Genomic DNA, 12,226 nt, shown 5'->3' on the forward strand with positions numbered 1-12,226 from the left:
TGCCGAACCATCTCTTCGGACGAGGTCTGTGCAGGAAAAGCTTCAGACCGACCATTTTTATCGGCAAGGCGGTCGGGGCTGAAGCCCCTCCTACAGAAAGCGCCGGCACTGCGGCGCACGATTGCATCGAACGCTGGCGCTCAGTGCACCCGCTCGCTCCGCACCTGCTCCGGCGCGATCCGCGGCAGCGCCGCGGTATCGGCCAGCGCCTGCAAGAACGCGGGCTCCAGCGGCAGCTTGCCGAACCAGCCGTGCTGGGTGCCGCTGAGCACGCGCAGCATGTGCCCGCGGCCGCCGGGCATGCGCCCGGCCGGCAGCATGCCGATGTCGCGCACCCGCGCCACCAGGTCGCGCTCGGACTGGAACAGCGGCGTCAGCCAGCGGCTCCAGAACTGGTACACCGCCACGTGCGCATGGCGCTGCGCCTGGTAGCGCGCCAGCGCCGCGTCCAGGTCCGGCGCTTCGCGCAGGGCTTCGCTCAACACCCAGGCATCCATCAGCGCCATGTTGACGCCCTGCCCCAGCTGCGGGCTCATCGAATGCGCCGCGTCTCCGGCCAGCACCAGGCGGCCGCGGTACCAGCGCTGCTGCACCGCGTCGCGATAGCTGGCCCGCGCCAGCTGCGCCGGCGCGCACACCTGCGCCAGGCGCTCGCGCGCCTGCGGCCACAGCTGCGCGACCTCGTCCAGCCACGCCTCCATGCCGCGCGTCTGCCACGCGTCGAAATCGGCGGTGGGCAGGCTCCAGAAGAAACTCATGCGCGGCTCGGGATCGCCCGGGCGGGTGCCGACCGGCAGCAGGCCGATCATCTTGCGCGCGGCCACGTAGCGCTGGCGCAGTTCGTCGGCGAAGGCCCAGTCGCCGCGCGGCAGCAGGCACCACAGCGCGCCCCACGGATAGACCCGGTCCAGGCGTGTGCCCTGCACCTGCGCGCGCAGCGCCGAGGCCGAGCCGTCGCTGGCGATCACCAGGTCGAACGGGCCATGCCAGCGCCCGTGCTGGTCCTGCAGCCGGCGCAGGCCGTCGTCGATGGCGACGATGCGCGTGTCGCGCTGCAGCTCGGCGTAGCCGTCCCACGCCTGCGCCAGCAGCGCGAACAGCGCGCCGCGCTGCATGCCCAGGCCGAACAGGCGCGCGTCCAGGTCGCGGTAGCGCATGTCCATCACCGCGCGGCCGCACGGCGTCTCGCCGTACAGGCGCCGCACCGGCGCGCCGTGCGCCAGCGCCTGCTCGAGCAGGCCGATCCGCCACAGCACCTGCAGCCCGGTGGGCTGCAGCAGGAACCCGGCGCCGACCGGACCCGGCTGCGGCGCGCGTTCGAACACCTGCACCTGGTGGCCGTCGCGCGCCAGCAGCAGCGCCAGGGCCTGGCCCGCCGTGCCGTAGCCGACGATGCCGATCTGCATCCGTTGCCTCATCGCATCCACTGATTGCGGGCGACACCGCAGCGGTATCGCCATCCATAAAAAACCCCGCCGAAGCGGGGCTCAAAAACAGCTCAGCCGAGCAAGCGGTTTACTCGACAGGCGTAATATTGGAGGCCTGCGCGCCCTTCGGACCCTGGGTCACGTCGTAGCTGACACGCTGTCCTTCCTGCAGGCTGCGGAAGCCCTTGGAATTGATCGCGGAGAAGTGCGCGAATACATCGGCGCTGCCGTCTTCCGGTGAAATAAAGCCAAATCCCTTGGCGTCGTTGAACCACTTGACGGTACCGTTCGGCATGGTGATGCGAGACCTTTTGCAATGAATGGGTGGTGGTTGTGCGGCATCCCGCACCGGCGGAGTATGCAAAGCTTGCGCAGCGAAGACAATCACCCGCGCGCCAGTTCGCCGATCAGCTCCGGCAGGCCCGCCGAGGCCGCCTCCACGTTGGCCAGCACCTCGGCCAGGGTGATCTCCTGGGCGTCGCCGCAGCCGGCGGCCCAGTTCGCCACGATCGCCAGGCACACGTATTCCAGGCCCAGTTCGCGCGCCAGCCCGGCCTCGGGCATGCCGGTCATGCCGACCAGATCGCAGCCGTCGCGGCGCAGCCGCGCGATCTCCGCAATCGTTTCCAGCCGCGGCCCTTGCGTGGCGCCGTAGCAACCGCCGTCGACCACCGCGGCGCCGGTCACGCGCGCGGCGGCCAGCACCTTGCTGCGCAGCATCGGCGAATACGGGTGGCCGAAGTCCACGTGCAGCACCTCGCTGCCCGGCTCCTCGCTGAGCGTGGAGATGCGGCCCCAGGTGTAGTCGATCAGCTGGTCCGGGCAGGCCAGCACGCGCGGCCCGAAGCGCTCGCCGATGCCGCCGACGGTGTTGAGCGCGAGCACCCGGGTGGCGCCGATTTGCTGCAACGCCGCAAGGTTTGCGCGGTAATTGATCTTGTGCGGCGGCAGCGAATGGCCTTCGCCGTGGCGCGCCAGGAACGCGACCCGGTGGCCGAGCAGCGTGCCGATGCGCACCGGGCCGGACGGGCTGCCGTAGCGCGTGTCGACCTCGCGGGTCTCCACGTCGTCCAGTTGCGCGAGCTTGTAGACGCCGGTGCCGCCGATCACGGCCAGTGCGATGTTGTCCATGCGGATCCTCGATCAGAAAGTGCGCACGCGCCGCCACGACGGCCGGCGCGCGGGAAAGGCGACGCCCTGCGGCGCGCCCTACTCCTTCATCGCGTAGATCGCCGGCAGGTTGCGCAGGGCCTCGTTGACGTCCATGCCGAAGCCGAACACGTAGCGGTCGGGCACGTCCACGCCGGTGTAGTCGGCGCTGACCCCGGCCACGCAGCGGTCGTGGCGCTTGACCGTCAGCGCGGCGATGCGCACGTCGGTGGCGCCCTGCTCCAGGCACCACTGGCGCACTGCCTGCAGGGTCAGGCCCTCGTCGAGGATGTCGTCGAGCAGCAGCACGCGGCGCCCGTACAGCGCGGTGGCGGGGCGGTGCTTCCACACCAGCTCGCCGCCGACGGTCTCGCCGCGGTAGCGGGTGGCGTGCAGGTAGTCCAGCTGCAGGTCCTGGCCGCGCGCGCCCAGTTCCAGCGCCAACTGGCCGGCGAACGGCAATGCGCCGTGCATGATGGTCAGGTAGACCGGGATCTCGCCGCGGTAGTCGGCGGCGATGGCGTCGGCCATGCGTGCGATGGCCTGGTCGAGTTGCGGACGATCGACCAGCAGGTCGGCCTGGGCCAGGGCCTGGGCGATGGTGAGAGTGGACATCAGGCGGTTTTTCCGAAGGTTGCGAGCATGTGGGATTGGGTGCGGCCGTAGCGGGCGTCGGCGAGCAGGCCGTCCCAGCCGAGGGCGCCGCGGCCGAGCAGGCCGAGCAGCGCGGCGGTGTTGGGCGGGCGGTCGCGCACGGCCTGCAGCGACTCCTCCACCAGTTCGGGATGGCAGACCAGGACCACGTCGCAGCCGGCGTCCAGGTGCGCGGTCACCCGCGCGGCGACGCCGCCGGCGGCGAACGAGGCGGCCATGCCGATGTCGTCGGAGAACACCACGCCGCGGAAGCCCAGTTCCTGGCGCAGGATCTGCTGGATCCAGCGCGGCGAATAGCCGGCCGGCTCCGGCGCCACCTGCGGATACACCACGTGCGCCATCATCACCGCATCGGCGCCGGCGGCGATGCCGGCGGCGAACGGGACCAGGTCTTCCTGGCGCAGCGTCTGCAGCGGGCGCGGATCCTCGGCGTCGTCGACGTGGGTGTCTTCCAGCACCGTGCCGTGGCCGGGGAAGTGCTTGAGCGTGGCGGCCATGCCGACGCTGTGCATGCCGCGCACGTAGGCGGCGGTGAACGCGGCGACCACCTGCGGATCGTCGCTGAAGGCGCGATCGCCGATCGCGCGGTTGCCGCGCGCCAGGTCCACCACCGGCGCGAAGCTCAGGTCCACGCCGCTGGCGCGCACCTCGCTGGCCATCAGCCAGGCGTGCTGCTCGGCCAGCGCCAGCGCCGCCTCGCGGTCGCGCGCATACAGCGCGCCAAAGCCGTGCAGCGGCGGCAGCGCGCTGTAGCCGTCGCGGAAGCGCTGCACGCGGCCGCCTTCCTGGTCCACGCAGATCAGCTGCGGCCGCGGCGCCGCGGCGCGGATCGCCGCCGACAGCTCGGCGACCTGCGCGCGCGAGGCGAAATTGCGCTTGAACAGGACCACGCCGGCCACCGCGTCGTGCTGCAGCCAGTCGCGTTCCTGCGCGGTGAGTTCGGTACCGGCGACGCCGATCGCGAGCATGCGGGGGGTTCTCCTGCCAGCGCTGTTCAGCGCGCCTGGGCGGCATTGTCGCAGATGCCGGCGTCGGCGGCAGGTCCAGCGCGGCGCAGCGGCCTGGCATTGGCGGCGCGACGAGCGCCAGGGGCTGTCCAACGCGATGAAGCCGGGCAGGCTGCCGTGGCGCGGCCGCCTACACCGCGCAGCCGTCGGGCCCGCAGTCCTGCGCGGCGCCGGAGGCCGGCGGCAGCAGGCCGCGCAAGGCCGCGGCGAACGCTTCCGGCGGCTGCGCGCCCTGGATCGCGTGGCGGCCTTCGATGACGTAGGTCGGCACCGCGCGGATGCCCATCGCCTGCGCCTGCTGCAGCTGCGCCTGGATCTCGGCCAGGCCCTCGTCGCCGTCCAGCAGCGCCTGCACCCGCGCCGCGGACAGCCCGCCGGCGGCGCCTGCCGCCAGCAGCGTGCCGGTCTCGGCAAGATTGCGCCCCTCGGCGAAATGCGCGTGGAACAGCGCCTCGGCCACCGCGTCGACATCGCCCTCGCGCGCGGCCAGCCACAGCAGCCGGTGCGCCGGCAGCGTGGTCACCCGCACCTGGCCGCGGCCGAAATCGAACGGCAGCCCCTCGGCGCGCGCGGTGGCCTGGGTCTGCGCCAGGATCTGCTCGGTGCGCGCGGCGCCGCCGAACTTGGCCGCATACGCCTCGCGCAGCGGCACCGGCTCGGTCCCGGCATCGGGATCGAGCAGGTACGGATGCCAATGGATCTCCAGCGCCGGCGCCTCCGCGCCGAGCGCCGCGATGCCTTGCTGCAGCCGGCGCTTGCCGATCCAGCACCAGGGGCAGACCACGTCGGACCAGATGTCGATGCGCATGAGGCGGGGATTCGGGATTCGAGATTGGGGATTCGCAAAAGCATAAACCCGATCGCCGCACCTGACCCGCTTTTTGCGAATCCCCAATCCCTAATCCCGGCTCTCCGGCCACTGAGAGAACGGATGCGAGGCCAGCGCCAGGTTGTAGTAGCGCGCGTCGTCGGTGACTTCGGCGCCGATCCAGTCGGGCTTGGCGAACGGCTCGTCGGCGTGCTTCAGTTCGATCTCGGCGACCACCAGCCCGGCGTTGTCGCCGAGGAACTCGTCCACTTCCCACAGATGGCCCTGGTGCCGCACCAGATGCCGGCGCTTGTCGATCAGCCCGCCCACGCACAGCGCCAGCAGCGCCCGCGCATCGTCCAGCGGCAGCGGGTACTCGAACTCCTGCCGGGTATGCCCCAGCGCGCGCGACTTGAGGTTGAGGAACGCCTCCTCGCCCTGGATGCGCACCCGCACCGACGCCTTCTGCGCGCCGCTGTCCATCGCCGCCTGATCGTTGATGTAGCCCTGCGCCATCGGAACCACCGCATGCGCGGCCGCGCGCCAACCGTCGCCGGTGACCAGGAATTTGCGTTCGATCTCTATCGGCATGGGAATGGGGAATCGGGAAAGGAGAATGGGAAAAGCATAAGCCAGCGCGCTGGCCTCGCTGTTACGAATCCCTAATCCCCGATCCCCAATCCCGGCTTCTCGAACACGGCGATGCTCTCCACGTGCGCCGTATGCGGAAACATGTCCATCGCGCCGGCGGCCTTCAGCACGAAGCCGTGTTCGTTGACCAGGTAGCCGGCGTCGCGGGCCAGCGAGCCGGGGTGGCAGCTGACGTAGACGATGCGCTGGAAGCTGTCCAGCGGCAGCTGCCGCAGCACCTCGATCGCGCCGGAGCGCGGCGGGTCGAGCAGCAGCTTGTCGAAGCCCTGGCGCATCCACGGCGCCTGGCGCTGGTCCTGGGTCAGGTCGGCGGCGAAGAACTGCGCGTTGTCCAGGCCGTTGCGCTGCGCGTTCTCGCGCGCCCGCGCCACCAGCCCAGCGTCGCCTTCCACGCCGACCACCTCGCGCACCGTGCGCGCCAGCGGCAGGGTGAAGTTGCCCAGCCCGCAGAACAGGTCGAGCACGCGGTCGCCGGGCTGCGCGTCCAGCAGCGCCAATGCGTGCGCGATCATCTTCTGATTGAGCGAGGCGTTGACCTGAATGAAGTCCAGCGGCCGGAACGCCAGCTCCACGTCCCATTGCGGCAACCGGAACGACAGCGGCACCTCCTGCGGGTACAGCGGATGCACCGTGTCCACGCCGCCGGGCTGCAGGAAGATGGCGAAGTCGTGGGCCTGGGCGAAGACCACCAGCGCCGCCTGGTCGTGCGCGCTGAGCGGCTGCATGTGGCGGAAGGTCAGCGCCACCGCGGCGTCGCCGGCGATGAACTCGATCTGCGGGATGTCGCGCTTGCCGTCCAGGCTCTCGACTAGTTCGGCCAGCGCGCTCACCTTGAAGCCGATCTGCGGGATCACCGTGTGGCACACCGACAGGTCGGCGACGAAACGCGGGTCGAGCTCGCGGAAGCCGACCAGGGTCTTGTCCTTCTTCTCCACCCGGCGCACCGAGAAACGGCCCTTGCGCCGGTAGCCCCAGGGCTCCCCGGACAGCGCCGGCAACACAGTCTGCGCACTCACGTGGCCGATCCGCTCCAGGTTCTCGGTCAGCACCCGCTGCTTGGCCAGGATCTGCTGGTCCTCGGCCAGGTGCTGCAGCACGCAGCCGGCGCAGACCCCGAAGTGCGGGCAGCGCGGCGTCACCCGCTGCGGCGAGGCGGTCAGCACCTGCAGGGTGCGCGCCTCGTCGAAGTGGCGGTTGCGCGCGGTGGGTTCGGCGAGCACCGTCTCGCCCGGCAGCGCGCCGGCGACGAAGGCCACCTTGCCGCCCTCGCCTTCGGGGCGGGCGACGCCGCGGCCATCGTGGCTGAGGTCGGCGATGGCGGTCTGGAACGGGGTGCGGTCTAGGCGGTTTCTGGATCGGGCCACGTGGCGGCAGGCTGCGGGCAAAAAGGGCGGCCATTGTCGCAGATGCGCCCAGGGCTGCCGATGCGACCGGCGCACCGGGCCGCGCTGGGCGCGTGCGCTGACACCCGCCGCGCGCGCGTTCGAATTGACCCGCAAATGCGACCCGATCGCATCGCCATGGCCGCGCCGGCCCCACCGTCGCCGGGCACCGGCTTGCGGACGCGGCAACGGCGGCGCAAAGTGATGCGACGCATCGTCGCAGCCGCTAAGATGCGCCCAGGCCGCATGGAGGCATAAGGATGGCATCGACCCAGGACCCTGTGACGCGACTTTTGCTGGTCGAGGACGACCCGATCAGCCGCGCGTTTTTCCAAGTGACGCTGGAATCCCTGCCCGCGCAGGTCGATCTGGCCGACACCGTTTCCGCCGCACTGGCCAGCGCCCAGGCGCAGCAACACGACCTGTGGCTGATCGACGCCAACCTGCCCGACGGCAACGGCGCCGAACTGCTGCAGCGGCTGCAGCGGCAGCGCCCCGGCACCCCGGCGCTGGCGCATACCGCCGACGCCAGCGATTGGGTCCGCGAGCGCCTGCTCGGCGCCGGCTTCGCCGAAGTGCTGCTGAAACCGCTGAGCCCCGAACGCCTGCTGCAGGCCGTGCGCCGCCTGCTGGTGCGCGGCCGCGCCGGCCCCGCGCCGGGCGCGGCGGAGACGGCGGTGGACTGGGACGAGACCACCGCGCTGGTCGCGCTCAACGGCGAGCGCTCGCACCTGATCGCGCTGCGCGAACTGTTCCTGGCCGAATTGCCCGGCACCCGCGACGCGGTCGCCTCGGCGCTGCAGCTCAGCGACGAGCAGGCCGTGCGCAGCCACCTGCACCGGCTGCAGGCCAGCTGCGGCTTCGTCGGCGCCGCACGCCTGGCGCGCGCGGTGCGCCAGCTGCAGGGCGATCCGGCCTCGTCGCAGGCGCGCAACCAGTTCAGCGAGGCGGTGGCGGCGTTGCTGCATTGAGCCGGGATTGGGGAGTTGGGATTGGGGATTCGCAAAAGCGGGCGTCGGCGCATTCGCGGCACGCCCCGCCCCCCTGTAGGAGCGGCTTCAGCCGCGACACACGCCGCCCGTAAGCCGGCACGCCTCGAAAGCGGCCGGGACTGAAGCTCCTCCCAGCGTCATCCGTCCCGCCAAAGCGCGGTTCAATCGGCCTTCGGTGCCTGCGGGCCGGAGACTTCCGTCGATTCGGGCACCTCCGGCCTCTCCACGGCCTCCGCATCGCGGCGCTGGCGGGTCAGGTCCTGCAGCATCTCCCAGGACTTCAGGCCGCGCCCGCCGAGGTGGTGCAGCAGCACCACGCGCATGCCGCGGCGCAGGCCCGGCAGGTCTTCGGCCACCGGCATCTCGTCGGCGGCCAGCGCCAGCAGCGCGCGGCCGGTGGCCATGCCGCTGCGCTGGTCGTGGCCGCGGTCGCTGAGCAGGCGGCGCGGGCCGTGTTCGGCGTCCAGCACGTAGCGCGCGGCCGGGTCGATCGGCTCGCCGTCGCCGTCGTGGCGCAGGTCGAAGCCCACGCCCAGCGCGTCCAGCAGGTCGCGCTCGAAGCAGCGCAGGGTCCACGCCAGCGGCGCCTCCGCGCCCAGCCGCGCGCGCACCCGCGCGTAGGCCAAGTACAGGTCCGGCGCCGGGTCGTCGCGCGGCGCCAGGCGCAGGGTCAGTTCGTTGATGTAGAACCCGGCGAGCATGCCGTCGCCGCTCAGGCGCGGCGCCGTGTCCACCGCCTCGGCCGCACGCAGCTGGGCCAGCTCGCCGCGGCGCTGCGCGCTGAAGCGGATCGACTGCAGCGGCTGCAGCGCGGCGCGCAACGGCTGCTTCTTCGGCCCCTGCACGCCCCGCGCCAGCACGCCCAGGCGGCCGTACTGCGCGCTCAGCACCTCGACCAGCAGGCTGGTCTCGCGCCAGGGGCGCGCGTGCAGGACGAAGGCGGGTTCGTGTTCGATGAGCATGGACGCGTCGGACTCGGGACTCGGGACTCGGGACTCGGGACTCGGGACTCGGGACTCGGGACTCGGGACTCGGGACTCGGGACTCGGGACTCGGGACTCGGGACGGCAGGATGATGTGCCAGGGCAAACCGCCGTCAAGCGATTTGGCGCAAAAAAGTACCGCTCATTTCAGGAAGAGCGGTCGCCCCGAACGACTTGGCATGCCGCTTTTGTGGGAGGGGCTTCAGCCCCGACCCCTCAGCGGCAACGCGTCGGGGCTGAAGCCCCTCCCACGAAGGCAACACACCCGCGAAAATCCCGAATCCCGAATCCCGAATCCCGGCTACTCTCCGTAGCCGAACGCCTTCAGCGCCGCCTCGTCGTCCGACCAGCCCTCGCGCACGCGGACCCAGGTCTCCAGGAACACCTTGGCGCCGAACAGGCGCTCCATCTGCTGCCGGGCCTTGGCGCCGATGTCCTTCAGGCGGGTGCCGCCCTTGCCGATCACGATCGCCTTCTGGCCTTCGCGCTCGACCCAGATCACCGCGCCGATGCGCAGCAGCGCGCCGTCCTCGGCGAAGCGCTCGATCTCCACCGTGGTCGCGTACGGCAGTTCCTCGCCGAGCTGGCGCATCAGCTGCTCGCGCACCAGTTCGCCGGCCAGGAAGCGCTGGCTGCGGTCGGTGATCTCGTCCTCGCCGAACATCGCCGGGGCTTCCGGCACCAGCGCCAGCAGGTCGCGCACCAGCGCCTCCAGGCCCTTGCGCTTGAGCGCGGAGATCGGATGCACCGCGGCGAAGCTGCGGCCCTCGCTGACCTGCTGCAGGAACGGCAGCAGCGCGGTCTTGTCCTTGAGCCGGTCGACCTTGTTCACCACCAGCACCACCGGGATGCCCGAATCGCTGAGCACGTTGAACGCCAGCGTGTCCTCCTCGTCCCAGCGCCCGGCCTCGATCACCAGCAGGCCGGCGTCCACGCCCTCCAGCGAGCCGCGCGCGGCGCGGTTCATGACCCGGTTCATCGCGCGCTTCTGCTCGCGGTGCAGGCCGGGGGTGTCGACCAGCACCAGTTGCCCTTCCGGGAAGCTGGCGATGCCCAGCAGCCGGTGCCGGGTGGTCTGCGGCCGGTTGGAGACGATGCTGACCTTGGCGCCCACCAGGGCGTTGGTCAGGGTGGACTTGCCCACGTTGGGGCGGCCGATCACGGCCACGCTGCCGCTGCGGTAGGGGGGCGCTTGCTCGTTCACTTGCTCGAATCCAGTTGCTCGATGGCGGCGGCGGCGGCCTGTTGTTCGGCCAGCCGTCGCGAGGTGCCCTCGCCCTCGGTGACGAGGGCAGGCTCGGCGAGTACGCAGCGTACCCGGAATAGCTTGGCGTGGTCGTCGCCGGTTTCGCTGATCAGTTCGTAGGCCGGCAGGGACCGCTGGCGCGCCTGCAGCCATTCCTGCAGGCGGGTCTTGGCGTCCTTCTCGGCCTTGCCCACCGGCAGTGCGGCCAGCGCCGTCTCGAACCAGGGCAGGATCACCGCACGGCAGGCCTCGAACCCGGCGTCCAGGTAGATCGCCGCGACCACCGCCTCGACCGCGTCGGCCAGGATCGAATCGCGGCGATGCCCGCCGGACTTCATCTCGCCCGGCCCCAGGGTCAGCCGTTCGCCCAGCTCCAGCTGGCGGCCGATGCTGGCCAGCGAGGCCTCGCGCACCAGCTCGGCGCGGGCGCGGGTCAGCGCGCCCTCGTCGGCCTTGGGCCAGCGCCGGTACAGCGCCTCGGCGATCAGCTGGTTGACGATGCTGTCGCCGAGGAATTCCAGCCGCTCGTTGTGCGGCGCGCCGGCGCTGCGATGGGTCAGCGCCTGCGCCAGCAGCTGCGGGTCGGCGAAGCGGTGACCGATGCGGTCGCCGCGCAGGATCGTTTTACTCGCCACCGCGCGTCGTCAGGTCCTGGGTGATGTCGAACTTGCCGACCACGTCCAGGTTGGCGACCAGCGGCTTGCGCACCTCATAGGCCACGTGCATCTTCCAGCCCGAATCCATGCGTTCGAACTTGACGTCGTCCGGCGTCACGTTGTCGGAGTTGTTGATGTCCAGGCGGCGGAACAGCAGCATCTTCGCCTGCGCCGGATCCATGTCGGCGCTGCCCGGCTCGGCGGCCAGGCCCTTCATCGCCGAGCGCACCGCGTAGTATTCCATGTACATCGGGAACAGCTTCATGCCGATGTAGGCGAAGAATCCGACCACCGCCAGCACGATCACGAACGACGTCAACGTCATGCCACTTTGCTTGTGCTTCATCGCGTTTCCCCTCACGCCAGAAATCACTGGATGCCGGTCCCGATCCGCGAGGGATCGAAACTGCCGCTGCAGAACCACCCTTCGCAATTGAGCCAGACCAGGAACGCCTTGCCGCGCAGGTTCTCCTCGGGCAGGAAGTGGGTCTGGGTCCAGAAGCGGCTGTCCTCGCTATTGTCGCGATTATCGCCCATCACGAAATACTGCCCCGCCGGCACCACCCAATCGCCCTGGCCGGCCGGATTGTTGCGGTCCACCCACTCCAGTTCGGTGTGGGTGCGGCCCGGCAGGTATTCGGTGAGCAGGGTGGCGCCGGTCATCTCCGCGCCCTTGCCCTTGCCCACGTACTCGCCGCGGACCTGGTACTTCATCGGCGTGCCGTTGATGTACAGGGTATCGCCGTGGAAGCCGATGCGGTCGCCGGGCAGGCCGATGACGCGCTTGATCCAGTTCTCGTCCGGCTTGTGCGGCGGCTTGAACACCACCACGTCGCCGCGCTTGGGCTCGCCGGTCGGGATCACCTTCTGGTTGGTGATCGGCAGGCGGAAGCCGTAGGCGAACTTGTTGACCAGGATGAAATCGCCGACCAGCAGGTTGGGCATCATCGAGCTGGACGGGATCTTGTACGGCTCGGCGATGAAGCTGCGCAGGATCAGCACCACCGCCAGCACCGGGAAGAACGCCCGCGAGTAATCGACCAGCACCGGCTCGGTGTCCAGCAAGCCGGCGCGCGCGGCGCGGCGCTTGGCGAAGAACAGCTTGTCCAGCAACCAGATGATGCCGGTGGCGAAGGTCAGGACCACCAGCGCGATTTCAAACCATTTCATTCGTGTTCCTTCGGAACGGGATTCGGGATTGGGGATGAAGGGATTCGACAGAGCGGGACGTCGGACAGGCTTGCGCGCTTGCCAATCCCCAAACCCGAATC

At 70.5% G+C, this 12,226-nt stretch carries 14 protein-coding genes; 1 reads left to right on the plus strand and 13 read right to left on the minus strand.

What is annotated here, in order from left to right; genetic code table 11:
• Positions 1–140: 140 nt before the first annotated feature.
• The 8 genes from OCJ37_RS13740 to rlmD all read right to left on the minus strand — a co-directional run bounded on the left by OCJ37_RS13740 (position 141) and on the right by rlmD (position 7,060).
• Entirely contained in the window at positions 141–1,418 is a 1,278-nt protein-coding gene (locus OCJ37_RS13740; RefSeq protein WP_263110115.1) for an FAD-dependent oxidoreductase, read from the minus strand.
• Between the two features lie 97 nt (positions 1,419–1,515).
• Positions 1,516–1,722 carry a transcription antiterminator/RNA stability regulator CspE gene (locus OCJ37_RS13745; RefSeq protein WP_003488188.1) on the minus strand — a complete coding sequence of 69 codons (207 nt, stop codon included), beginning with the start codon at positions 1,720–1,722 and terminating at the stop codon, positions 1,516–1,518.
• 89 nt (positions 1,723–1,811) lie between these two features.
• A complete protein-coding gene (locus tag OCJ37_RS13750) occupies positions 1,812–2,564 on the minus strand; it encodes an S-methyl-5'-thioinosine phosphorylase (protein ID WP_263113693.1) in 753 nt (250 codons plus the stop codon).
• Between the two features lie 72 nt (positions 2,565–2,636).
• Positions 2,637–3,191 carry a hypoxanthine-guanine phosphoribosyltransferase gene (locus tag OCJ37_RS13755; protein ID WP_263110117.1) on the minus strand — a complete coding sequence of 185 codons (555 nt, stop codon included), beginning with the start codon at positions 3,189–3,191 and terminating at the stop codon, positions 2,637–2,639.
• Complete coding sequence (gene nagZ / locus OCJ37_RS13760; RefSeq protein ID WP_263110119.1) at positions 3,191–4,198, minus strand: beta-N-acetylhexosaminidase; 1,008 nt, start codon at positions 4,196–4,198, stop codon at positions 3,191–3,193. Before nagZ ends, OCJ37_RS13755 begins: the two co-directional genes overlap by 1 nt.
• Before the next feature lie 169 nt (positions 4,199–4,367).
• Entirely contained in the window at positions 4,368–5,045 is a 678-nt protein-coding gene (locus tag OCJ37_RS13765; RefSeq protein ID WP_263110121.1) for a DsbA family oxidoreductase, read from the minus strand.
• Positions 5,046–5,135: 90 nt separating this feature from the next.
• Positions 5,136–5,636 (minus strand): CYTH domain-containing protein, encoded by a 501-nt coding sequence (locus OCJ37_RS13770; RefSeq protein WP_263110122.1) that lies wholly within the window; start codon positions 5,634–5,636, stop codon positions 5,136–5,138.
• Between the two features lie 71 nt (positions 5,637–5,707).
• Positions 5,708–7,060, minus strand: coding sequence for a 23S rRNA (uracil(1939)-C(5))-methyltransferase RlmD (gene rlmD / locus OCJ37_RS13775; RefSeq protein WP_263110124.1), 1,353 nt, complete (start codon positions 7,058–7,060; stop codon positions 5,708–5,710).
• A gap of 278 nt (positions 7,061–7,338) precedes the next feature.
• On the opposite strand from rlmD, the gene OCJ37_RS13780 reads away from it, so the two are divergent.
• A complete protein-coding gene (locus tag OCJ37_RS13780) occupies positions 7,339–8,049 on the plus strand; it encodes an Hpt domain-containing response regulator (protein ID WP_263110125.1) in 711 nt (236 codons plus the stop codon).
• A gap of 182 nt (positions 8,050–8,231) precedes the next feature.
• Here OCJ37_RS13780 and recO read toward each other — a convergent pair whose 3' ends face one another.
• The 5 genes from recO to lepB form a co-directional block, all read right to left on the minus strand.
• Positions 8,232–9,032 carry a DNA repair protein RecO gene (gene recO / locus OCJ37_RS13785; protein WP_263110127.1) on the minus strand — a complete coding sequence of 267 codons (801 nt, stop codon included), beginning with the start codon at positions 9,030–9,032 and terminating at the stop codon, positions 8,232–8,234.
• 322 nt (positions 9,033–9,354) lie between these two features.
• The gene (era, locus tag OCJ37_RS13790) at positions 9,355–10,257 is read right to left on the minus strand and encodes a GTPase Era (RefSeq protein ID WP_263110129.1); all 903 of its coding nucleotides are present in this window, start codon (positions 10,255–10,257) and stop codon (positions 9,355–9,357) included.
• Positions 10,254–10,934, minus strand: a complete 681-nt coding sequence (gene rnc, locus OCJ37_RS13795; protein WP_263110131.1) for a ribonuclease III — start codon at positions 10,932–10,934, stop codon at positions 10,254–10,256. Before rnc ends, era begins: the two co-directional genes overlap by 4 nt.
• Positions 10,924–11,301 carry a DUF4845 domain-containing protein gene (locus OCJ37_RS13800; protein WP_263110133.1) on the minus strand — a complete coding sequence of 126 codons (378 nt, stop codon included), beginning with the start codon at positions 11,299–11,301 and terminating at the stop codon, positions 10,924–10,926. Before OCJ37_RS13800 ends, rnc begins: the two co-directional genes overlap by 11 nt.
• Positions 11,302–11,324: 23 nt before the next feature.
• On the minus strand, positions 11,325–12,125 hold the full coding sequence (lepB, locus tag OCJ37_RS13805; RefSeq protein WP_263110135.1) for a signal peptidase I: 801 nt from the start codon (positions 12,123–12,125) through the stop codon (positions 11,325–11,327).
• Positions 12,126–12,226 lie beyond the last annotated feature (101 nt).

Source organism: Xanthomonas sp. AM6 (genome assembly GCF_025665335.1).
Taxonomy (GTDB): domain Bacteria; phylum Pseudomonadota; class Gammaproteobacteria; order Xanthomonadales; family Xanthomonadaceae; genus Xanthomonas_A.